Origin of the sequence: Hahella chejuensis KCTC 2396 (assembly GCF_000012985.1) — a bacterium.
Lineage (GTDB): Bacteria > Pseudomonadota > Gammaproteobacteria > Pseudomonadales > Oleiphilaceae > Hahella > Hahella chejuensis.
The window spans coordinates 6,977,947-6,999,723 of sequence record NC_007645.1 but is presented as its reverse complement, the minus strand read 5'-3'; the positions used below and the strand labels follow the sequence as shown (position 1 = coordinate 6,999,723).

The 21,777-nt window shown below is 53.0% G+C and carries 19 protein-coding genes; 7 read left to right on the top strand and 12 right to left on the bottom strand.

What is annotated here, in order from left to right; genetic code table 11:
- The first annotated feature begins 15 nt into the window (after positions 1-15).
- Both HCH_RS31085 and HCH_RS31080 read left to right on the top strand, forming a co-directional pair.
- Positions 16-1,638 (top strand): PEP-CTERM sorting domain-containing protein, encoded by a 1,623-nt coding sequence (locus tag HCH_RS31085; protein ID WP_011400557.1) that lies wholly within the window; start codon positions 16-18, stop codon positions 1,636-1,638.
- Positions 1,639-1,785: 147 nt separating this feature from the next.
- A complete protein-coding gene (locus HCH_RS31080) occupies positions 1,786-2,478 on the top strand; it encodes a DUF4336 domain-containing protein (RefSeq protein ID WP_011400556.1) in 693 nt (230 codons plus the stop codon).
- Between the two features lie 19 nt (positions 2,479-2,497).
- On the opposite strand, the gene HCH_RS31075 is transcribed toward HCH_RS31080, so the two are convergent.
- Together HCH_RS31075 and HCH_RS31070 are read right to left on the bottom strand one after the other, a co-directional pair.
- Entirely contained in the window at positions 2,498-3,265 is a 768-nt protein-coding gene (locus tag HCH_RS31075; RefSeq protein WP_011400555.1) for an MBL fold metallo-hydrolase, read from the bottom strand.
- A gap of 166 nt (positions 3,266-3,431) precedes the next feature.
- On the bottom strand, positions 3,432-4,115 hold the full coding sequence (locus tag HCH_RS31070; protein ID WP_011400554.1) for an SIR2 family NAD-dependent protein deacylase: 684 nt from the start codon (positions 4,113-4,115) through the stop codon (positions 3,432-3,434).
- A gap of 135 nt (positions 4,116-4,250) precedes the next feature.
- Between HCH_RS31070 and HCH_RS31065 the strand changes: the two genes are divergently transcribed.
- Complete coding sequence (locus HCH_RS31065) at positions 4,251-4,871, top strand: class I SAM-dependent methyltransferase (RefSeq protein WP_011400553.1); 621 nt, start codon at positions 4,251-4,253, stop codon at positions 4,869-4,871.
- Here the strand turns inward: HCH_RS31065 and HCH_RS31060 are convergent.
- Entirely contained in the window at positions 4,847-5,167 is a 321-nt protein-coding gene (locus HCH_RS31060; RefSeq protein ID WP_011400552.1) for a hypothetical protein, read from the bottom strand. The two genes, HCH_RS31065 and HCH_RS31060, sit on opposite strands and share 25 nt — an antisense overlap.
- Before the next feature lie 391 nt (positions 5,168-5,558).
- On the opposite strand from HCH_RS31060, the gene HCH_RS31050 reads away from it, so the two are divergent.
- The 4 genes from HCH_RS31050 to HCH_RS31035 all read left to right on the top strand — a co-directional run bounded on the left by HCH_RS31050 (position 5,559) and on the right by HCH_RS31035 (position 9,792).
- A complete protein-coding gene (locus HCH_RS31050) occupies positions 5,559-6,158 on the top strand; it encodes a YigZ family protein (RefSeq protein ID WP_011400548.1) in 600 nt (199 codons plus the stop codon).
- 170 nt (positions 6,159-6,328) lie between these two features.
- Positions 6,329-7,090, top strand: coding sequence for a M48 family metallopeptidase (locus tag HCH_RS31045; protein ID WP_011400547.1), 762 nt, complete (start codon positions 6,329-6,331; stop codon positions 7,088-7,090).
- 130 nt (positions 7,091-7,220) lie between these two features.
- Positions 7,221-8,561: a hypothetical protein gene (locus HCH_RS31040; RefSeq protein WP_011400546.1), complete on the top strand. Its 1,341-nt coding sequence runs from the start codon at positions 7,221-7,223 to the stop codon at positions 8,559-8,561.
- 604 nt (positions 8,562-9,165) lie between these two features.
- Complete coding sequence (locus tag HCH_RS31035) at positions 9,166-9,792, top strand: PEP-CTERM sorting domain-containing protein (RefSeq protein WP_011400544.1); 627 nt, start codon at positions 9,166-9,168, stop codon at positions 9,790-9,792.
- 137 nt (positions 9,793-9,929) lie between these two features.
- Here the strand turns inward: HCH_RS31035 and HCH_RS31030 are convergent, their stop codons facing one another.
- From HCH_RS31030 to HCH_RS30985, 9 genes are all read right to left on the bottom strand, one after another.
- Entirely contained in the window at positions 9,930-10,196 is a 267-nt protein-coding gene (locus tag HCH_RS31030; protein ID WP_148212701.1) for a hypothetical protein, read from the bottom strand.
- Positions 10,197-10,496: 300 nt separating this feature from the next.
- Positions 10,497-13,169, bottom strand: coding sequence for an aconitate hydratase AcnA (gene acnA / locus HCH_RS31025; RefSeq protein ID WP_011400542.1), 2,673 nt, complete (start codon positions 13,167-13,169; stop codon positions 10,497-10,499).
- Positions 13,170-13,204: 35 nt separating this feature from the next.
- On the bottom strand, positions 13,205-13,435 hold the full coding sequence (locus tag HCH_RS31020) for a DUF2061 domain-containing protein (protein ID WP_011400541.1): 231 nt from the start codon (positions 13,433-13,435) through the stop codon (positions 13,205-13,207).
- Between the two features lie 158 nt (positions 13,436-13,593).
- A complete protein-coding gene (locus HCH_RS32875) occupies positions 13,594-14,148 on the bottom strand; it encodes a DUF4190 domain-containing protein (protein ID WP_011400539.1) in 555 nt (184 codons plus the stop codon).
- A gap of 357 nt (positions 14,149-14,505) precedes the next feature.
- Complete coding sequence (locus tag HCH_RS31005) at positions 14,506-15,048, bottom strand: hypothetical protein (protein ID WP_011400537.1); 543 nt, start codon at positions 15,046-15,048, stop codon at positions 14,506-14,508.
- Positions 15,048-15,686, bottom strand: coding sequence for a hypothetical protein (locus HCH_RS31000; RefSeq protein ID WP_011400536.1), 639 nt, complete (start codon positions 15,684-15,686; stop codon positions 15,048-15,050). The genes HCH_RS31005 and HCH_RS31000 overlap by 1 nt, the downstream gene beginning before the upstream one ends.
- A 177-nt stretch (positions 15,687-15,863) precedes the next feature.
- Positions 15,864-19,493, bottom strand: a complete 3,630-nt coding sequence (locus tag HCH_RS30995) for an ATP-binding protein (protein ID WP_011400535.1) — start codon at positions 19,491-19,493, stop codon at positions 15,864-15,866.
- A 66-nt stretch (positions 19,494-19,559) separates the two neighbouring features.
- On the bottom strand, positions 19,560-20,231 hold the full coding sequence (locus tag HCH_RS30990) for a DUF4194 domain-containing protein (RefSeq protein WP_011400534.1): 672 nt from the start codon (positions 20,229-20,231) through the stop codon (positions 19,560-19,562).
- Positions 20,228-21,703: a Wadjet anti-phage system protein JetA family protein gene (locus HCH_RS30985; RefSeq protein ID WP_011400533.1), complete on the bottom strand. Its 1,476-nt coding sequence runs from the start codon at positions 21,701-21,703 to the stop codon at positions 20,228-20,230. The genes HCH_RS30990 and HCH_RS30985 overlap by 4 nt, the downstream gene beginning before the upstream one ends.
- Positions 21,704-21,777: the final 74 nt, after the last annotated feature.

Here is a 21,777-nt window from a genome sequence, read left to right as displayed (position 1 = left end):
ACAAGGGGTGTAACAGTGAAGACGACTCAAGGTCTGGGAATTTTAACTTCATTCGTGTTTGTAAGCTGCGCGTCTGTTGCACAGGCAACAGTCATTGACTGGAACAATACAAGCGGCGGTGATTTTAATAATGACGCAAATTGGGTGGGAGGGACGGCTCCCGGCGCATCGGACTCAGCTTCGTTCAATACGGGTGCAGACAGCGCTTATACCGCGTCACTGTCTGAGGACGTAAATGTTCAGGGCGTTTCAGTGAAGAGCGACGAGGTTGTTATTGACCTCGATGGTCATAACCTGGAAATGCAAGATGGTATTTCTGTAAACAGCCATTCAGGCGGACATTTAACACTGAGGAATGGTGAACTCAATCGGTATAGAGACGACACGGACGAAGAAATAAAAATACTGATAGGAAGTGAGAGCGGTACTAAAGGCAGCCTTGTTCTTGATGGCATGGAAACAGGAAGAAGCGCCTTTTTAGGGATGAAATATTATGTTGGCTTTTCAGACACGGATAGCGGAGGAGGCGAAGGGTCGCTAGAGCTGAAAAATAAGACGCATATTACCGGATACTCTACTCATGTGGACGGCAGGTTAGCGTTCAACGATCAGTCCACCATGTCCCTAAACGAAGATGTGCAGTTAAGAAACGGGGTGCTCGAAATTAATAGTGGTTCTTGGTTGACTGCAGAGGAAGCGGAACTTAATGGAAAAGTGCTTATGGATGGGGATAACTCAAGCCTGAGCGCACATTATATGAATCTGACGGAAGAAGGGACTATTAGTATAACTAACGGCGCCAGGGTCTCTGCGGAATTCGGTAGCTACTATGGAAAGGTAGTGATAGATGGAAAGAACTCTTCAATGGACATGTGGGATACAGCTTATTTTGGTGAAGACCTGATAATTCAAAATGGCGCAACCATGACGGGTAGCTATATCAAAATTGGTAAGAGTTTAACCATCGAAGCAGGTTCTAAGTTTGATGAAGGAAGTTATTTCTTCATTGATGGAACGACAACGGTTAAAAACGGAGCAAGTCTCTCAAGCAGAGAGTTAATTGTCAGATCTGGTGGCGTACTGGTGATGGAAGACAGCGATGTCGACGTGAATATTATGCAAACGGAAGGCGGCAAGGTCCAAGGCTCTGGAGTGATCAGAGCGGGAGACGTTCCTGGAGAATACTCTACTATTGTATGGAACAATGACGGCGGCGTTGTCGCTACAGGAGAAAACGGCGGGACTCTGACCATCAAAGGGGAGTATTGGCAGGAGGAGAGCGCCACCTTGCAGTTGACGTTGGGGGATTGGGGCTCAATTGGCGACTTTATGGTCAATGTTGAAGATGAAGCGAGACTGGATGGTATTCTTAAAATCGACCTCTGGGAAACTTTCAAACCTGAAGTGAATGACGAGTTTTCACTATTTAGCGCGAGTAACATCAGCGGTATGTTCAGCCATTTTGAGCTGCCGGATATCGGTCCCTATCTGGAGTGGATCTCGAAAAGCCGGGTGGTTGAAGGGATGGAAACTTTTAGTATAAAAGTCATTAGAGCGCCCGAACCCTACACCCTGGTTCTAATGACCATCAGCCTGGCTGGATTCGCTGGCGCGAGACGTTTCCGTAAAGCGGCGTAACTAGGCTCAAGCAGCTTTAAGTATGGCTCGCTCTTCAAATGAAGTAGTTGGGCGGGCTATGCTTTTAGAATATTTTGACGTCTTGGCCAGGAAGTGGCATAGGATATGCTGACGTCAGTATGTGAACGCTCATACAAGGAGGAAGGCATGAGTCTCATTGCAATAGCGGAAAATCTCTGGATCTACAACGGCGAAGCGGTTCCCTACTTTGGATTGGCGTATACCACCCGTATGACAGTGGTGCGCTTGTCCAACGGCGATATCCTCGTTCACTCACCCACTCGTTATGATGACGCACTGGCGCGGGAAGTGGCGGAGTTGGGGCCAGTCAAATATCTGGTGACGCCGAATAAACTTCATCATTTGTTTTTGCCCCAGTGGATGGAGCGCTTTCCTGACGCGGCCTGTTACGGCACTCCTGGCTTGCAGGAAAAACGTAAGGATATTTCCTTTGACGGCTTACTGGGTGAGAACCCGGAGCCGGGGTGGGAAAAGGACGTGGATCAGACTTTGTTTCGCGGCAGTTTCGCCATGAAAGAAGCGGTTTTCTTTCACCGCAGCAGCCGCACACTGATTCTCGGAGATTTGATCGAAAACTTTCGGATGGACCACTTTCATGGTTGGCGACGCTGGGTCGCCTTGCTGACCGGAATTGTCGCGCCTCACGGCAAGACGCCGATAGACTGGCGTCTCACTTTTATATTCGGCAGGTCCAAAGCCAGGGCCGCGCTGCGCAAAATGCAGGCGTGGCGACCGGACAACATCATCATCGCCCATGGCGAATGTGTTATCGGCCATGGCTCCGAGTTTCTGGCGCGGTCTTTTTCCTGGCTGAAATAGCAGGCCGACGCGGGGTCGCCTACATCAGGTCGACCCCACACTTCAGGTCTTCGAACCAGGACAGGAACTGGCCGATTTTGTCCTTGCCGAAGAACGGTTTGCCGTGCTGCGGCAGCATCATTTCCACATCCAGCTTGCGCACCTGATTCACCCACGCCTGACAGGCTTTGTTGGAAGCCATGTAGCGCTTATGGAAGCCTTCCATCAACGGGATATGCTTGGCCATATCCTGCACGGGTTCATGATCCCAGCCTGGGGTCATGGCGGCGCCGACGTCGCCGGAGAACAAAATTTTGCTGACCGGATCGTAGAAGTGAAAGTTACCCACTGAGTGTAAAAAGTGCGCAGGTACGGCGCGAATCTGGGATTTACCCAAGGGAATCTGCGCTCCGTCGTCCGGCAATTCCACCATACGGTGGCTGAGAGATTTATTCATTTTTCCGGAGACGAACTCCGACACCAAATGCGGCAGGAAGCGCGCCCACAGACGTGAGGTTACTACCTGACAGTCAGTATGCATCAGCCAGCGCGGCAACGAAGTGATGATGTCCGGGTCCTGATGCGAGGCGAAGACATAACGCAGGGACGACTTGATGGAAATGTGTTTGGACAGTTCAATGGAAAGCGGCGTGTAGGTCAGTTCGCCGCCGGGATCAAAGAGCGCGGCTTCGCCATGGTCCACGATGACCAATTGATTGCTGGGAATTGCTTCCCCTTCGACCAGACCGGTCAAGAAAAGGCAGATATGCCCGTTTTTATCATACAACTTCATTGCTTTTTGGCTCATATTCCCTCCATAGCCATTCGGCGCCGACCGCCTTCGGTCAAAAATAAGACAGCCTGACAAGAAAGCGGCGTATTGTACGTGGCAAGTCCGACGCGGCTCTGATATAGGTCAAAATGGAGAGATGAGGAGGACCTGAACCATAAGGATATCAAGGAAAATAGGGGGCTCAGGCCTGTTCAAGTAGTTGTTCGACCAAGGTGACTACGCCCTGGGTGGCGGGTTCATTTATCACCTCTGCGTCGTGCGCCTCTGAATCAGCGTTAGGATCGACAATATACATAGGGACGCCGCGTACGCGCTTTTCCACCAGATAGGCAGCGGGATACACCTCCAGGGATGTACCGACGACCAGCATGATATCTGCGCTATGTACGATTTTCTGCGCTTGCGAGAACAGAGGCACAGGTTCGCCAAACCAGACTACGTCCGGTCGTAACTGGCTGCCTCTTTCACACTTGTCCCCGAGGTTGATGTCCCGGTCGCCATGCTGATAGACAAGCTTGGGGTTTACCGAGCTGCGGCTTTTCATCAATTCGCCATGGATATGCAGTACCTGATTGGAACCGGCGCGCTCGTGCAGGTCATCCACATTTTGGGTGATGATGGACACCAGATAGCATTCCTCCAGTCGGCTCAGAGCGTAGTGCGCCGCGTTGGGCTGAGCAGCGGCCATGATGCGGCGTTGCGCGTTCCAGTAGGTCAGCACTTTCTCGCGATCTTTGCGCCAACCTATCAGCGAGGCGACTTCGTTATAGTCAGTCTCGCGCCACAGACCGTTCTCGCCGCGATAAGTTTGAATGCCGCTTTCGGCGCTGATTCCGGCGCCTGTAATTACCACGATATGCTTCATATAAAACGTACTTCAGTATAGGGAAACTGCATTGTGCATGTGGGTCAGAATGCCAAACAATCCGCCGCTAAGGCAACCTGGAATAGCCGCTGGGACTGAGACGAATTCAGCGCTGGACGTTCGCAAGGAGAAGCAATGAGTTTCGATGCTTTTGTCGCCCGTCATCTAAGGCATCCGAAGGGATTTCTTGGGGAAATATTCGCCAGCGTCATGAACAACGCCAACCACGAACTCAATCAGTTCATGAAGCAGGCCATGTGCATTGGACCTTCCGATCGTGTGCTGGAAATTGGCTTCGGCTCTGGAAAACTCATTCACGAAATGGCGCATATCACCACCAACGGTGGGGTCGCTGGCATTGATACATCGGCGACCAGGGTGTCCCAGGTGACGCGTCATAATCGTAAGCTTATCTCCTCGGGACGGGTGACGCTGGTGAACGCGTCCGTAGAAAGTATTCCTTTTGATGACGCGGCGTTCACGAAAGTGTGCAGCGCCAATACACTGGATTGGTGGCCGGACCCTGAAGAGAATATTCGCGAGATATATCGCGTACTGACCAATGGCGGGTCTGTTGCGTTGGGATTTAGTGCGGAGAAACAGCGGGGCCGACAGCCGATTTCACGTCATGGTAATACACTTTACTCTGAAGATAGCGTTATGGCGCTGTTGCGCCATGGGGGCTTTTCCTGCATAGAAATGTTGCGGGAAAAACGTGGACAAATGACCACCTACTGCGCGTTGGCGACCAAGTAGTCGCCGACTTTGAGGTCGTCTGGCGTGACGTAAAAACTGGCCCCGGTGCGGCTTTTAACCGCAACGCCATCTTGCATCATCGCCAGACATCCGCTGATTTCCAAGGCGCATTCCAGTTGATTGGGATGCGCTATATCAATCATTATCAGATAGCGGTTTCCGGCAGCCGATGTGACAGCCGTTTCGCTATGGCTTCCGGCGCGCTGCAGCAGCTCCGCATAGGAAGCGTCCCAGAGTTCTTTCATCGCAGCCTGCAGCGCAATAATGGCGTCTTGATGTTCGTTATTACTCAGCATAGAAATGATCTCATGGATAAAAAGAATGCTCGGATTGCGTTAGTGGCCGCGGCGGCTAGCTGCGGGAGACTGGGCCTGACATGCGCAGGCCCTGGCGTTGTAGACAAATAGAAGGAAGCTATTTGGCTGCCTGATTAATAGTAAAGGTATCGGACTGGCTGTGGTGAAAAAACTGTTGCCTGAGGAAAATCGCGTGGTCGCCTGTGGCGTAAACGACGCCAACTGAAAAGACGCCAAGGCCGCGCATCCAAATTGGGACGTCGTGGAGTGCTACGCCTGCGACCTGACGGATTGCCATTCGCTTTATGTGATCGGCCATACTCTGGCCGTCGATGGCGGCTTGTCGCTGACCTGAAATTTGCGCTGACCTGGAAAACACGAGAGAGGATTAATGTCTTACTTTGCCCCGGCGGCGGCAGTGGAAACTGTCTCTGAAGTGAAAAAAAGCCGTTTCATCGCCCGCGCCGGATATGCGGACAGTCGGGAAGCCGCTATGGCGATGCTGGCTCAGGCGAAGCAGGATTATCCCGACGCCGGCCATCATTGCTGGGCCTATTTGTTGGGCAATCCGAAATCCGCCCAGAGCGCGGCCATGTCCGACGATGGCGAACCCAGCGGCACGGCGGGAAAGCCGATCTTGAACGTGCTGCAACATAAGGGCGTTGGCGATGTCATGGTAATCGTCATCCGCTATTTCGGCGGCGTTAAGCTGGGCGCGGGCGGTTTGGTGAGAGCCTATTCAGGCGCAGCCCAGCAGGCGATGCAGGAATTGCCGGTGCAGCTGCGGGAAACCCTGGCCAGCGTGAGTCTGGGCTGTGATTTCCGCCATGAGCAGATATTGCGGTTATGGCTGGAGCAACAGGGCGCCCGGAACGCTACCGCGCAGTATGGCGAACACGTCACGCTCAGTGCGGAGCTGTCGCAGGACAAGCTGTCCGCCCTGCAGGAATTCGCCGCAGGTTTGGGAGTTACCTTAACCGTTGCGGATTGATCGGGGAGTTACCCTGAAATCACGGCGACGATGCTTAGAGGAAAGTTGCCAGCGACGCCGGCATGTCTTCTAATGTACGTCTAGCGCACGAATTGAATATCTGAACGAATGATTTATTCCGGGCTTGCCTGCCGGCGGGTCCGTTCAACCATAGCTGAGGAAGCCTGAGAATGTTGCGAAAACATCTATTGCCTTTAGTCGCCGCCCCGATTTTTAGCCTGGGATTGGTGTCCGGTTGCGCCAATAATGGCGCTTACACCGATTCCGCTTTGGCGCTGGGAGCGGGCGTGCTGCAGGCCACCACCCTGTCGGAAGAGCAGGTGAAATCCGTGTCCCAGCAGGCGGCGGATAAGATGGACAAAGAAAATAAAGTGGCCCCGTCCAGCAGCAAATACGCCAAGCGTCTGGAAGCGATCACCCGCAATCTTAAAAACGCGGACGGACTGACGCTCAACTATAAAGTATATCTGTCGGACCAGATCAACGCTTTCGCCATGGCGGACGGCACAGTACGGGTCTACTCCGGCCTGATGGACGTTATGCCCGACGACCAGGTGCTGGCGGTCATGCAACATGAGATTGGCCACGTCAAACTCAAACACAGCTACAAACAGATGCGCGAGAAGCTGCTGACGGACGCTGCATTTCAGGCGGTGGTTTCAGCTGGCGGCACAGTAGGTGAACTGACCCAGTCGCAGTTGGGACAAATCGCTTATGCCGCGGTGAATGCGCGCTTTTCCCAGTCGGATGAACTGGAAGCGGACGCTTACGCCGTGAAATCGCTGCACCGGTTGGGCAAAGATCCCTATGCGATGAAGCGCTCTATCGAGACTTTGCAGAAGAAAGTCGGCGGGGAATCCAGCTTTCTGAGCTCACATCCGTCCAATGAGAAGCGACTGGAAAAAATCCAGGAAGAGATCAGTCGTCTTTGATAAGCGATTCCTGATCACCGTTCTGATCCCGATAATGGATGTTGGCGGACAATGCGGCGCGCGTCGGTTTGGCGCCGCCGCAAAGTGGGGCTACGCTTAAGACAGTTTAACCAGACGCAGGGAGTGTGTGATGGCCGTGACAACGATCAGTCCCGTAATCAGTAAGGCCGAACAGGAGTCCGGCTATACCGAACCCAACTTCATTCCCTTCCCGGAAGAAAACGCCTGGAGCGACTTGGTGAAGGTGGTCGGCGGTGCGCTGAAGATGTTTCCGCCGTTCTATCTGCAATCCATTTTTGGCCCGATATCAAGCTGGCCGCCGCCCCACCGCGAGTTGTCGGAATACACTATCCTCGACCTTTGGCGTTTGAAGCGTACGCTCGGGTTTCTGGCGGACGCCAATGTTCCGGCCTATTCACATTTACCCAATAAATGGGCGCGCACCTTTCTTCCGCCCTTCGTCAATAATCTATTCTGGCGTCCCAGTAACTATTTTCAGCAGGCGGACCCGTTCGATTCCGTCACATCATTCAGCAACGAGCGTTGGTTTTTTCTCAACGGCATTCTGACCAACAAGGCCATTGCGGAGCTTAACTCACAGCTGATCAGTCAGATGTTTCAGCGCCCGGTGACGGTGATTCATAACCAGACCAGCTCGTTTCTTTTGGATTTGTTTCAATGCGCAGTAGGAAAAAGCTTCAAGATCGATCCGGATCTGGAGATTCCGCAGACCATGACCGAACCGGACGTTAAGGCGACGATAGCATTGCTGGAAGCAATGAAAAATCCTGCGCTGGAGCGCATCGTGCTGATCTGCCACTCTCAGGGAACCATTATCGCCGCCAACGTTCTGCGGGCGATCAGCCGCGCCCTGAAGGCGCTACAGAAGTTGAAATACAACCCGGAATGTAATGACTGGGCGAATTTGGAATTCATTGATCGTCTGGCTTTGGCGCACCTTACGCCGGATCAGTTTGGCCTGATGGATGAGGGAGGCTTTAACGCTTATGCAATTAAATTGCTCCGGAAATTGGAGGTGTACACCTTCGCTAATTGCGCCAATACCATGACTTACATCGCCAAAGTAAACATGCCCATTGAGATGGGCGGCGGCGTAATGGCCCTGCCTTATATTGAAAACTTCGCCAATCAGTATGATCTGGTCGCCCGCCTAGGCGTCATTTCGCCTCTGCGGGAGTTTGACTCTTCTGTTATCAATATCGATGGGCCTCTGTATTTGCGTACCGATATCGACGCTTGGGGACATCTGCTGAACCAACATCATCTTTTCGCTATCAGCGATTACTTATCCGCCCCCCAGGGAACTTCGCGTAATCCCTACCAATTGGACGGAGATAACGCAGACAAAACGCCTAGACTCTACTGTTATTTCCGGGGCGACAGTCCTGAACGGATGAAGTCGCTGGATGAAAATCTGCGAAGATTCCCAGTCGCACTAGACATGGTCTGATCTGTTTTCTCAGCGGGTCGCAGTCACCAAGGCCTTCAGTGAAGGGAATGTCGGAACGGTTTTCCCTGGCTGAGTGTTGATTTTGTGATCAGCATCGCAGGTAAAATGACAAAAGGAACTTGTTTTTAGCGTGAAAACTACAAGTGTAAAAAAAGTTGACGATAATTGTCTCGCTATTCCCGTGAAATCCCATTAGAGAATAACTGCATGTTTAATCGGCGTATTACAGAGGGGAATCTCCGCCAAAATATATGGCATATTATTATCTTTGTTGGATTTTTATCCGTTTATAAAGGATTGATTGAGTAAATTCCTATATATAGTCCTTAGTAAATAATCCTAAAAGTCTATTTGCGCCATTCCCGAAATTATCGGGACTATTACTTAACACCTATATCTTTTTTGCGGTTATTTAAATGTGAAATTATAGATTGGTTAAATTTTGTCAGGCCTATATCTAAAGGCTGTGTCCATTAACTTTACTGAGGAAATATACTTTTATATTGGTTAAAAATATAACGATATGTTTTTTATTATATTTTTATACCAGGGAATACTTTGTGCCTTTCGGGTAACTCCAAAATCAAAATTATAAGGAGTAACCATGCACAAGGTTATTAATGCATTGTTTCTAGCAAGTAGTGCAGTGGCCTTTGTAGGGTCTGCTCAAGCCGCCATTGTAGACATTTACACGGATCAAGCTGCTTGGGCGTTAACAACAGGAGCCTATGAGGTCGAAAGTTTCGACCGGGACGCGTTAACCTCAGGACTAAGTATTTCTTCAGGATGGAGCCACTCCACGGTCAGCGGCGGGAAGTTCTATGACCGTGTTAGCGACACCTATTCCCCAACCGTTTTCACTTTTGAAGGCGGCGCCAGCTCTTTTGGCGGCATTTGGGACTTGGCCGGCCCCGGAGGAGAGGGGACCGGCATCAAGATGGAAATTGAGCTGCTGGACGGCAGTAAGGTTGTCGAAGAAATGGCTCCGACGTTGAGCGGCACTTTCTGGGGCTTCGCCCTGGACCAAGGCTTCTCTTCGATCAAATTCCTGGAAGGCTCTTTCGCTGCGCTGTTTGAAACTTACAGTCTGGACGAACTCTTTTTCACAGGAGTCGCCGGTAAGGACAAAGACGCGGCTGAGACCAGCGAAGTTCCCGAGCCGGGAGTATTCGCGCTGCTAGGTTTGGGCATGCTCGGTTTGTCGCTGCGCAGGAGATCTTCTCAAGCGTAACCGACGCTACCGATGGAGTGGGCCGACGGAGACGTCGGCCTGAACCAGGAGTTAGCTCAAAAACTCCCTTTCCATTTTGCGAGAGTGCGCTGCTGCGTTAGCGCCCATGAAGTACTCGCTCCTTTTCCGACTTCTCGTCACATTGAACGCAAATGCGCCGGGATGATCCTTTCTTCCAGAATCTCTGGAACCATCAGACAAAGCTCCCAGTAAACGCCGTCTTCTTTCTCTGAGCGGTGTGAGGCGAAGCTGTATCCCAGCCGGCTCAAGACATTCTCAATTCGTTTAGTGGAGAAATCAGGGCCGACTTTGAAAACGCCATTAGAGCGCCCTATACATCTGGCTTCCCGCACCATGCGAAACAGCTGTCGCTCAAACTCCGGAGAGGTTTTCTTGGTGGTCATGTTCACCATACTGGGTCATGCTGAGTGTTGGTTTTGAGTCAAACTTCCCGGACCTAATAGGCGGGCCTAACCGTGCATGCCGCCTGTCTCAGCGTTAGGGAATAATGCTATGGCCACAAAGGCGCGGCAAATAACACTTGTATGAATATGATATAAAAACATCAAGTTATCAATATTTTTTAAACTGGTTATTAAGTGTTCGAAATGGTGCGCGTAAGAGAAGCGAAAGCCCACACAGGCCGTGGCGGCGGAGCCGTTCGGCCTGGTGTGCTCTTAACGCTATTGGAGTGTGGCTTTATCTCAGGAAGTCGACTTGCCGGCGAGATCCCGCACCACATATTGCAGAATTCCCCCATGACGGTAGTAATCCCACTCAGTTGGCGTATCAATGCGCACGACCATGTCGAATGTCTTTTTGTCGCCTTCTTTATTTACTGCGGTGACAGTGATTGCTTTGGGTGAGTTTTCCAAAGAACTGAAGGTGTAAGTTTCCTCTCCATCGAGTTCCAATGTCTGCGCAGATTCACCGTCCATGAACTGTAGCGGTAAAACGCCGAAGCCAACCAAATTGGAACGGTGAATGCGTTCATAGCTTTCCGCCAACACTGCTCGCACGCCGAGCAGGCTGACGCCTTTGGCCGCCCAGTCGCGACTTGAACCTGAACCATACTCTTTACCGGCGATAACGATCAGGGGTGTTTCTTCTTCCCGATAGCGTGAAGCGGCGTCGAAAATACTGATGACGTCGCCGCTGGGCCAATGGGTGGTCCAGCCGCCTTCCGTACCGGGCGCCAGTTGGTTGCGTAATCTGACATTGGCGAAGGTCCCGCGCATCATCACTTCATGATTGCCGCGCCGGCTGCCGAGACTATTGAAATCCCGTTGTTCAACGCCGCATTCGAGTAAATATTTGCCGGCGGGGCTATCCGGCGCGATGGAGCCGGCAGGGGAGATGTGGTCGGTGGTGATGGAGTCGCCCACCTTCACCAGGGCCCGCGCCTGTCCAATTTTCGGCAGAGGGGGCGGTGACAAGGTCATACCACTGAAGAACGGAGGTTTCTTGATGTAGCTGGAGTCGGGCCAATCATAGGTTTTTCCTTCTGGAACCGGTAATGCGCGCCAGGCGTCAGTCCCTGCAAAGACATCCGCGTATTGGCTGCGATAGCGCTCAGAAGAAACCGTGGCGGCGATGAGGTCGGCTACCTCTTTTTGAGAAGGCCAAATATCTTTCAGATATACATCTTCGCCATTTTTATTCTGGCCAAGGGGGTCCTTATATATATCCATACGCATAGAGCCGGCCAGGGCATAGGCGACCACCAGTGGCGGCGAGGCCAGGTAGTTTGCGCGCACCTCAGGATGTATGCGGCCTTCGAAGTTACGGTTACCGGATAGCACGGACGCCACCATGAGTTTGTCTTTGCGGATGGCGTTTTGAATGGGCTCTGGCAGTGGACCGGAATTACCGATGCAGGTGGTGCAGCCGAATCCCACCAGATTAAAGCCGAGCGCCTCCAAATCATCCATCAACTCCGCCGCCTTGAGATAAGCCGGCACGACCTGGGAACCGGGCGCGAGGGACGTTTTCACCCAGGGTTTGACGGTTAACCCGCGTTGTCGCGCATTTCTCGCCACTAGTCCTGCAGCCAGCATTACTGCCGGATTAGATGTATTGGTGCAAGACGTAATGGCGGCGATCACTACGTCGCCATGCTGAAGTTGATGTGCGTCCCCATTGCCCTCCTGTCTCCCTTTGCTGTCGGGAGCGGAACTCAGATCCAGATAATCCTGTAAGGTGCTTTCAAAGGAGGTCTTGGCGTCGGAAAGCGCGACGCGATCCTGGGGGCGTTTGGGGCCGGCCAGACTGGGTATTACCGATCCCAGGTCGAGCGTCAACGTATCGCTGTACTCCGCTGGAATAGAGCCGGTTTCCCGCCACAGTCCCTGGGCTTTGGCGTAGGTTTCCACCAGTTTGATCAGGCTCTCTTCTCTACCTGAAAGCTTGAGGTAGGCCAACGTCTCTTTATCCACAGGAAAAATGCCGCAGGTAGCGCCATATTCCGGAGCCATATTAGCGATAGTGGCGCGGTCCGCCAAAGGCAGGTGGTCTAGGCCGTCGCCGTAAAACTCGACGAATTTTCCTACCACCCCTCTCTTGCGCAGCATTTGCGTGACAGTGAGTACGAGGTCTGTGGCGGTTGCGCCTTCTGCAAGCTTGCCGGTGAGCTCGAAGCCTACAACTTCCGGCGCCAGCATACTGACCGGCTGCCCCAGCATGGCGGCTTCCGCTTCAATACCGCCCACACCCCAACCCAATATGCCGAGACCGTTGATCATGGTGGTGTGAGAGTCAGTGCCGACCAGGGTGTCAGGGTAGGCGAACCATTCACCGTCGATTTCTTTTTGCATCACCACCTGTCCCAGATATTCCAGGTTCACTTGATGCACGATACCGGTGCCGGGAGGGACTACTCTGAAATTGGAAAACGCTTTTTGTCCCCAACGCAGAAATTTGTAACGTTCCTCATTGCGCTCGAATTCGATTTGGGTGTTGCGCGCAAGGGCGTTGTTGTCGCCGAAATAGTCGACCATCACGGAGTGGTCGATGACCAGATCAACGGGTTCGAGAGGATTGATCAACTTTGGGTCGCCGCCGAGGTTCATCATGGCGTCGCGCATGGCGGCCAGATCCACCACTACTGGAACGCCGGTGAAATCCTGCAAGACAACCCGCGCCGGCGTGAACGCAACCTGTGCGCTGGGTTGGGCGCTGGCGTTCCATTGCGCGAGAGCGGCGATGTCATCTTTGGTGATGCTATAGCCGTCTTCTCGCCGCAGCAGGTTTTCCAGCAGGATCTTGATGGAATAAGGCAGCCGTTCGACCTTATATTCCGCGGGCATCGAAGGTAACAGATGGATGCGGTAGCTGCGGTCTCCGACGGATAAATCGGAGAGAGTGTTAAAACTGTTCATGGCGCCTCCTTGATCCGCCTGGTTGGAAAGGAAGGTTAACCGCTAGCGGCGCCGGCTCCGTGTACTACTGCATGGGGAGAGGAGGCGGGCTTGGATAACCGGCCGAACCGTTCCCAGGCCTTTTCATGAAAGAAGTAGGCTACAGTGTTGCACAGTGGCTCCACTAATGCGATAGCGCCCCCGACGATGAGGTCGCCGGTTAACAGGTACCCCACGGTGAAGGCGACGCTGAAATGGATGATGGCGAAGGTAAACGTTTTGATCATGTCTGACTCCCCCGTACCACGGTAGCCGCGTGTCTGTCAGGAGTAGATTAGAATGATTCTCATTATTGTAAAAGATAATCATAACTATGCTTCCGATTGATATGCTCTATCAGAAGCGAGGTCTGAACGGGAGAGAATATTCCTGTCTCAGGGCTGCATCAAAGCTGTTGTTGATACGCTTGATAGCCAATCCACAGAATAGAGCCAAAAAACCCAAGATAACCCAACACTAACCCGGTGATAGCCAGACCTGCGCCGGTCAGCACGCCTGCGCTTGCCCGAATTTTGTGGAGGGCGATATGTCCACAGATGATCGCCACCAGGGAGCCAAAGAAGAACAAACCGATGAGGCTGAAGATAAAACTGGTGACGGCCAAGCCAGATGTATGGGAAAACGTGGCTTTGCCGGATGAGGAGCTTACGCTGGGACGCTGTCTTGGTTGCGATGGCGGCGCCGTTTGCGCGGCGGGAACAGGCCCTGTCGCATGCGCCGCCGCGCTTGGCGCAGAGGGCTGTTCCGGCGTGGCGGCTCTTTCCAGAAAGTAGATTTCTGTCGCCAGCGTGCCTAAGGGAAGGAAGTCTACTTTGTCGCCGCGTCGTGGCGCTTCCTGACTTTTCCACTCAGCCAGACTGAAGGCGTAACGGTTGCCCTGATGACATCTCAACACGCCTTCGCGGTTGTTATGATTGATATCAAGCACTACTCCGTCCATATCTGTCACCTACGTCTGCTGGAACTCTATATGCGTCATTTGGAAAATAGGGAGCCGGTTAGTGTAACGGACGCAAACAGCGGAAGTAGCCTGGGGCAAACCCTAGGGGCGTTAGGTCGTCTTATCTAAAAATACAAATAGAATCAGAGAGAAAGCGTTGAATAGTCAGGGCTTGCCGGCGATGCCGAAAATGCGTCCGGCAGCCTGTGTCGAAAAAGCGGCCAGGGATAGCGACAGTGCGGTGATGAGGTGAATCCCAAAGAGCCAAGATCGACTGTCCATGTGCGTCTCCAAAACTCATTGAACCCAGTATTGTCTCTAAGTATGGAGCAATTCCCGTGAAATTGACGGCTTAAGCTACTCGTACTTGACTGGGAGCAGTTTAAGCGAGTTCAGAATTTCTGTTTTGGAGAAGGAAACAGGGTTACTGATGAATTTAAAACCAGTTCCCATGAGAGGATATCGGAGTTGGAACTCAACTGTGTCAAAATCGGATTCAGCCAAGGCAACGGAAATTTCGCCATGGTCTGATTCCACCATTAGATTGGAGAAATCGAAGGCGATATAACGCTGACCATTAAAATGTCGCTCATCGATTTGATTATTGCTAATGACATACGGACCCATCGCGATTGAACTGCCCACCGAGCGGCCATCTTTAAAAAGTTCCGCCCGAACTTGCAAAAGTGGATCGCGTGTATCGATATGCTCACTATTGGCGCTAAATGCGATACTGAGATAACGGCCTGGAAATAAATCCAGGCTTTGATTCCCTTTGGAAATGTGGGCAACTGCAACAGTAGGATCGGTAATGAGTACCTGCTCGCTGGCGCAACCGCTAAGCCCTGCGTAAATTGATAGAGCTGGCAGTAACATATAAATATCTTTCACTCGAATCATTACTTGACGCCTATAACTTTAGGGTTTAGAGGAGCATGGCTCATCTCTTCACGGGCTTTCTTATACATTAACAACGCATCTGCATGTGTCACATCCAACTCAATATTATAAGCGCCATTTTCCTCTCCTAATTGTCCTCCTACATTAGCTATATAGCCGCCGGATCTACCGGATTGAGTAGCTAAAGAAGGTAGGGATAGTAAGCTACTGGCAATGTTGCCAACCAAAGGGATTTTTCCGATAGTATTATCTATGAGTGACTGTTTTATATAGATATTCACCCATTTGGCAACCATTACTTTGCTGAACGGCCATAAAGAAACTGGATCTAAAGTAATGAGTTCGTCAACAGGAATGCTTAGACTGAAAAGCTGCTGGGCTATGTCCATAACGGCTTGCCCTCCCCAGCTATGGCCTGTTAACCGTATGCTTTTGTATTCGCCTGATTTCCACTTAGACTTAATATTAGTCAGGATGAGTGTTTCTTCTTCGTGACCGTAGTAATAGCAGGTAATATTAGGCGCGGATTTTTGACGATAATTTTTGACGCTTTCCATCAAATTGGTTGGGGCTGCTATAGTTGTTATCCAGTCCTTTTTATCTCCACCACCGCCAACAAAAAACTCTACTTTGGACATGTCTCATCCTTGTAAACTATATTCGCTGTTGTTCCCCTCTAGAGTTCTAGAGTTCTAGAGTTCTAGAGTTCTAGAGTTCTAGAGTTCTAGAGTTCTAGAGAGCTAAAACTAGTGATAGTAACGTCCATGTTCTAAATGTTTAATTTCCCAAATGGTATAGTCTCGGTTTGTTGGGGATTAACCAAATTCCTCCATAAAATCCAGCGCGAACTGGTGGCGTATTTGTTTGCGGTGGTTGGCCCAGAGTTCGGCGATTTTTTCCTGGTTGCACTTTTGTCTGTCCACCAGAACGCGGGTTTGCAGTTCTCCCACTGGTCGGGTGGTGGGGCATTTGGTGAACACGAATTGGTTGCTGATCAGGTCCATGAAGGGGCCGGACTTGCTGGTCGGCATAATGAATACCAGTTGCAGACCCAGCGTCTGGGTCAGATAGTTGATGACTTCGCGGGAGCGGGTTTCGTCCATTTTCGAGAAGGCTTCGTCCACCAGCACCATACGCAGATGGCTGTCGCCTTCGTTGAAGCGGAATGCGGAGGTGATCGCCGCTGAGCGGATGATGTAAGCCGGGGTCTCCAACTGTCCGCCGCTGCCGGTGCCGTATTGAGACAGCGGAATCGGTTGTTTGCCCTGCGGCTCCTTGTAGATTTCGTAATTGCGGTAGTTGCGATAGTCCGAGATGCGTTCAAGTTCCCGCATCGCCTTTTGCTCGTCGTCGGACAGTAACATCGCCATCATGCGATCGCGCACTTGCGAAGCTTTCTTCGACAACTCTGCGTCAAACAGCGTCGCGCCTTCGCCGAGATTGGGCAGAGCGATGATTTCCTTGAAGAAATCCCAGTATTCCTTGAATTCCGGCACCCAGGTCCAGTCGAAACGGAAGGATTCGCGATCGGCGCCGAAACGATGGTGTTCCAGCTCCCGGTTCATGTCCTCCAGGATCTTCTTGCCGTCATTGATGGCCTGATAAATGGCGTGGCAGAGGTGGGTGACGAAGGTGTTGTTGAACGCCAGTTTCAACTGCGACAGCTTCTCTTGTTTCTCCACCAGAATGTTGTTTTTCAGGCGGTTGCGGATTTTGTCGATTTCCCGGCTGACTTCACAAATGCGGCTGAAGAAGGCGCGGTTGTGCATCTGGTCATAGTCAGGCAGATAGGCGATCTGATCCAAAGGATTGCTCGACTGGTTATGCTCGATCAATTTGTTTTCGAATTGTCGCGCCAGGCTTTCAATGTTGGACTGGGTGTCTTGCAACTCCAGATGCAGCTGATCGGAACGGATACTTTCCGCACATTGATCCGCTTCCTGCAGACGCGCTTCGCTATCGAAATTCGGCCACAGGGACGCAATTGAGCGCAGGGACTCTTCTTTCTCGTCCTGCTTGGTTTCCGAGGCGTCTTTGCGTTCGCTGAGCGCTTTACAGAGGTCGGCCTTCTGCGCCAGTTCGGTCTGCAGACTGCCTTCCCGCTTAAGAAGAACCTCAATACGCTGCTTGAGTTCTTTGTCCTGCTGCTTGAGTTGCTCCAGTTCTTGTTCCAGCAATTCAAAGTCAGCCAGATCCAGATGAGCCAACCGATCTTCCGCTTCGCGCAGTTCCCGGTGGATGTCCAGCATGGCTTTCAGGCGGTCGGCATAGGATAACGGCTTGATCTGGTCCGCGGCGCGCAGCAGATTGGACAGCTCCTGCCACTGTTCGCTGGCGCGCTGATGCTCAATGCGAATTTGCTGCAGCTCTTCTCTTTTGGCGTCCAAGGCGCGTTCCCGCGCTTGCTGGCCAAATACCAGCTCACTGTCGGCCACGTCGCAACGGAACATGCTGTAAGAGCCGGAGCCCAGGCCATTGGCGGTGACGCCGCGACGGGTCATCCGCAGCTCTTCTTCTGAACGCACCCGCAGCACGTTGCCATAGCTGGCGGTGATGTAGTAGCGCGCGGTGGCGTGGCTGAACTCCATGACGTGGATGATGGAGTCTTTGTCCAGGTTCATGCGTTCGCAGTCGCGACGGGCTTTCTCGCCCTGGATAACGCGGGCCTGTCCGCTTCCTTTCAGCGAGCGCAGGATGCGGGTGGCGCGGGCTTCGTATTCCGGCTCCACCAGAATGGAGAAGCGGCCGCCGCCAACATAGCCTTCAATGGCGTTTTGCCATTTAGGGTCTTTGATCTCGACGTAATCGCAAAGCACCCTGGGGTCCGCCTCGGGGCATTCCCGGCGAATCGCTTCTAACGCTGTTTTTACGTGGTAAGGATAAGTAACCTGACGCGTCTCCAGGCTTTCGATTTCCGCCTGTTTCTGGTGGCGTTGTTGCTCCAGCTTCTGGTTCAGACTTTCCCGCCGGTGCAGGGCGCGACTGACTTGGTCGCGCAGACTGACGCCGTCAGCGCTGATTTCGCCGTCGTGCCACTGGCGCTGCCACTGATTGGCTTTTTGCTGAATTAATAACGCCTGTTCGAGGTGGTTTTCAAGAGGGGAGATATCCACCCAATCCCGCCCCAGCAGAGCGGCGAAGTCCACCTGACCGTGTTGCTTGAGCTGGCTGAACTCCAGCGCCCCCGCCCACACATCCTTATGGCCCAGACGGGGTGCGTCATCCAGAATATTCTGGTTTTTCATCAAATTGATGATGTTATTAGTCGCCTGGAAGATGGCGTCCAGGCGATGATTCTGCTCCAGCAGCCCTGGCGCCTGTTCATGCAGGGCGCGTCCATTGGCGGCGATCAGTTTCTCCAGCTCATCTTTCTGCTGTAGCGGCTGATGGCCCATACGCTTGGCGGTCAGCTCCAACAGGCGGCCCTCAATCTGGTCGTGGCGGGCTTCCAGCGTGTCGCGCTCCTGCTGGTTGGAGACTTTCTCATCCTGCAAGGACTTCTGTTGCTTCTTGGCGGTGAGATAGGCTTCCTGGTCCGTCAGATACTGGTGGCGCGCGGCGACGTATTGCCAGACATTCAAATCGATCCAGCGTTGAATATAGCTTTCGCCATAGCCCATGGCGTCACTGAGAATGCGAATGGCGTTCTTCAGGCGGGAAGCGTCGCTCTCCATCCCGTGGATAGTTTTGAGCAGATCGGAGACAGAGCGGATCGCTTCGCCCAGGTCTTTTTTCTCCAGGATTTCATTGGCGACGAAATCATTGATGCTTTTTACTGGCTTGTAGGCCATGAAGCGGGAGAATGCGCGCGCGGCGTTCATCGCTTCCCGCTCCGGCACTTCATGGGTTTTACCGCGCAGAATGCCGTAAAGACGTTTCAGATAGCCCTTCTTGGTGTCGTATTTCTCCACCTCGAAATTTTTGCGCAGGCGCGCAACGATCTTGTCCATGGGCATGACGAACTTGTCGCCGCTGGCGTCTTCGCCCTGTAGGGCGGACAGGCTGATTTCCGCTCCCGGCAGTATCAGGAAGAACAGGTCGTCCTGACGCGCCACCCGCTGGGAGCCGGCCTGATCAATGTGGGCGCGGCAGCAGATAATGGCGGTGAAAGGCTCGGCGGATTCTCCCATGGTGGGGTGAAAACACGCGGCGATGTAGCCTTCGGTGGGCTCCAGGCGGGCGAAGCTGCCATCGTCGCATCCCAAAACGTAAGAAGACAGCGTACGCACCTGTTTGCCGCCGCGACCCCGTTGGGTGGTTTCATCCTGGCCCGGGTTATAGGTGAACAGGTAATCGTGGGCGGCGGTCATCACTGTTTGAATGGCGTCCGCCGACGTGGTTTTACCGGAACCGTTGCCCCCGGAAAGCAGGTTGATAGGGCCGAAATCGAATTCGCTGTTGGGGATGTTGCCCCAGTTAACGTAGATGCATTTCTTTAGAAACATGGTGTTCTCAAATCACTGATAGTGGACGCCGCCGTGTTTTTACCGTCCATGGGCCAACTCCGCCTGTTAGATCTCTTCCGGGGACGCCGCTGCGTCCTCCTGCTCCGCCTCTTCGCCGCGCAAAGCGGACAGCGCTTCATCGCTGACGAAGTTGACGATTTGCGGGCGGATGCGGACCCAGCTTTCGCCGCTCTCCAGCGTGTCTTCCTGGCTGAATTGCAACAGTCGCAACTGACGCAGGCGCTTCAGCAGCTGACGGCGTTCCGTCAGGTTTTCCGGCAGGGTGCGTTGCAGCAGGTTTTTCATGGCGATAGAGAGCGCTTCAAAGCTGAGCGTGACGCCACCCTGATCGTCCACCTGACCTTCGCGCAGGGCTTTGTCGTATTGGCTGCGCAACACCAGGATCAAGGCGATCTCCTGCTGATTCAGACGCGCGCGCAAACCGGTGTTGAACGGCTGGTCCACCTCGTCATCGAGACCCGGCGCCTCGGCTCCCGGCGGATACGCGCGGATGTACTGGAACTGACGGTCGTGCAGCAGACGCACGCCGAGAACGGATAGATAATCGTCCACCAGCTTGTCGATGCGCAGATAACGATCATATAAAGTTTGTTCGATCAGGCTTTCATCGCGGCAGATGATGCTGTAATCCAGTAGGCGCAGCGCCAGTTCGCTGAAGTCCGTTAACTGAAGTCCTTCGGAGGACAGTTCATTTTCAAGGCATTGACTCAGAATCATAAGGTGTCTTGCATCGCTTTTTTCGGTCGTACTTCGATGATGAAATCATCCGCCTGCAGTAAATATTCATTGCTGACCAGATCCCCTGTCGGCTCTACCACGAACTCGTATTCGCTGGAGAGGCCTGACACGGAGCCCAGCTCCACGGCATGCATCGCCGCCAACAGATCGGGAGCGGCGTTAATGGGCAGATGTTTGGTCTGGATGCGCTGGCCGCCCCGTAGCGCCTGAATCAGATATTGACGGGTGCGGTCGTCATTGATGACAAAAGCCTGATCCAGCGCGTGTTGTATGAACAACTCTTTGCGAGCGCCCTGGTCCAGCGGTTCGTCGTTGAGCACCCGGCTGTCCACGGTGATTTTCCGACGGCCTTCGCGCAGACTGATCTGTTTGGGGTCGATAAGGCCGACATTGAGGTTGGCCATCAGGGCTCCTGCGCGCTCCAGACGCGCCCGTTGCTCTTCCGCCGGCAGCTCGGTCAGCTCCTGACAGATCTGCACCATGTCATTATGGCGCTGACTGGCCAGATAGCTCATTTGACGAATAATGATGTCCGCGCGTCGTGTGAAGTTACGCAGCGCACTGCGCAGAGCCGGCAACATGATGTCGCAGGCGTTGGTGAGACGGATTTCTATATTGTCCAGCAACAGCCAGAGCAGGGATTGCCCTTCCACCACTCGGTCCGGCAGCAGTCGACGCAACTCGCTTTCCGCGTGCGCCTTGGTCTCTTTGGGAAGTCTGCGAATCTGACGCACCTGGGACATGATCTCGTCCCGATGCTTCTCCACGGAGTCCGCCGACAGGCGCACAGACAAGTCCGGCTGGAAGCGTTTATCCATGAAGTCGAAGAATTCATCGCTGGCTCGTTTGATCAGCGCGGTGATTTCAATTTCTTTCACCAGCTGGCGTTTACGGTCTTCCAGTTCGGTGATGATATCAGTGAAGTCGCTGATGATGCGCTCAGAGTATTCATAGGCGTCCAGCAGATCGTGGACTTCACCGGCTTCAATAAACGCCCGCAGCGCATTACGGGTATTGCGGGTATTGCGGTGACGGGTGCGCACCGAGGCGCCGCTAAGCTCCAAAAACGGCTGCGTGAACAAGCGCCCTTTACGGCTGAAGTGGTAGCTGGACTGTAGCGTGACCTCGTCCACCTGTACTTCCAGCCATCCGTAATCAATCAGCGTATTGAGTATCCACAGAGCCTTGTCGCGATCCGTGCGGAAACGGCCCTCGGTTTCGCTGTCCTCATCGGTTTCCAACTCCGGTGCGCGGGTCAGGGCGGTTTGAAATATCTCCACCATCTGCTCCCGCTTGAGGGCGTGTCCGTAGTCCGCCATGCTGCTGTAGAAACGTTGATACAGCAAACGCAGACACTCCACGATCATTTCGCGGTATTTGCTGGTCAGCGGACGAAAGAACTGCGGGCAGTCTGTGGAAAAAAACTGCTGAAAACGGTCTGGATTAGACATCAGTAACGGCTGTGCAGGTTGTTCTGGGGCGACCGCCTATTATAGGGGCAAGGTGGAGGAAATCCCATGAGCAA

Excerpts from the sequence above, each read along its gene's own strand:
- HCH_RS31065 (WP_011400553.1), top strand. The coding sequence starts at position 4,251 with ATGAGTTTCGATGCTTTTGTCGCCCGTCATCTAAGGCATCCGAAGGGA.
- acnA (WP_011400542.1), bottom strand. The coding sequence starts at position 13,169 with ATGAACAGTTTTAACACTCTCTCCGATTTATCCGTCGGAGACCGCAGC.
- HCH_RS31020 (WP_011400541.1), bottom strand. The coding sequence starts at position 13,435 with ATGATCAAAACGTTTACCTTCGCCATCATCCATTTCAGCGTCGCCTTC.
- HCH_RS31050 (WP_011400548.1), top strand. The coding sequence starts at position 5,559 with ATGTCTTACTTTGCCCCGGCGGCGGCAGTGGAAACTGTCTCTGAAGTG.
- HCH_RS31000 (WP_011400536.1), bottom strand. The coding sequence starts at position 15,686 with ATGTCCAAAGTAGAGTTTTTTGTTGGCGGTGGTGGAGATAAAAAGGAC.
- HCH_RS31075 (WP_011400555.1), bottom strand. The coding sequence starts at position 3,265 with ATGAGCCAAAAAGCAATGAAGTTGTATGATAAAAACGGGCATATCTGC.
- HCH_RS32875 (WP_011400539.1), bottom strand. The coding sequence starts at position 14,148 with ATGGACGGAGTAGTGCTTGATATCAATCATAACAACCGCGAAGGCGTG.
- HCH_RS31005 (WP_011400537.1), bottom strand. The coding sequence starts at position 15,048 with ATGATTCGAGTGAAAGATATTTATATGTTACTGCCAGCTCTATCAATT.
- HCH_RS31030 (WP_148212701.1), bottom strand. The coding sequence starts at position 10,196 with ATGACCACCAAGAAAACCTCTCCGGAGTTTGAGCGACAGCTGTTTCGC.
- HCH_RS31080 (WP_011400556.1), top strand. The coding sequence starts at position 1,786 with ATGAGTCTCATTGCAATAGCGGAAAATCTCTGGATCTACAACGGCGAA.
- HCH_RS31045 (WP_011400547.1), top strand. The coding sequence starts at position 6,329 with ATGTTGCGAAAACATCTATTGCCTTTAGTCGCCGCCCCGATTTTTAGC.
- HCH_RS31040 (WP_011400546.1), top strand. The coding sequence starts at position 7,221 with ATGGCCGTGACAACGATCAGTCCCGTAATCAGTAAGGCCGAACAGGAG.
- HCH_RS31060 (WP_011400552.1), bottom strand. The coding sequence starts at position 5,167 with ATGCTGAGTAATAACGAACATCAAGACGCCATTATTGCGCTGCAGGCT.
- HCH_RS30995 (WP_011400535.1), bottom strand. The coding sequence starts at position 19,493 with ATGTTTCTAAAGAAATGCATCTACGTTAACTGGGGCAACATCCCCAAC.
- HCH_RS30985 (WP_011400533.1), bottom strand. The coding sequence starts at position 21,703 with ATGTCTAATCCAGACCGTTTTCAGCAGTTTTTTTCCACAGACTGCCCG.
- HCH_RS30990 (WP_011400534.1), bottom strand. The coding sequence starts at position 20,231 with ATGATTCTGAGTCAATGCCTTGAAAATGAACTGTCCTCCGAAGGACTT.
- HCH_RS31035 (WP_011400544.1), top strand. The coding sequence starts at position 9,166 with ATGCACAAGGTTATTAATGCATTGTTTCTAGCAAGTAGTGCAGTGGCC.
- HCH_RS31070 (WP_011400554.1), bottom strand. The coding sequence starts at position 4,115 with ATGAAGCATATCGTGGTAATTACAGGCGCCGGAATCAGCGCCGAAAGC.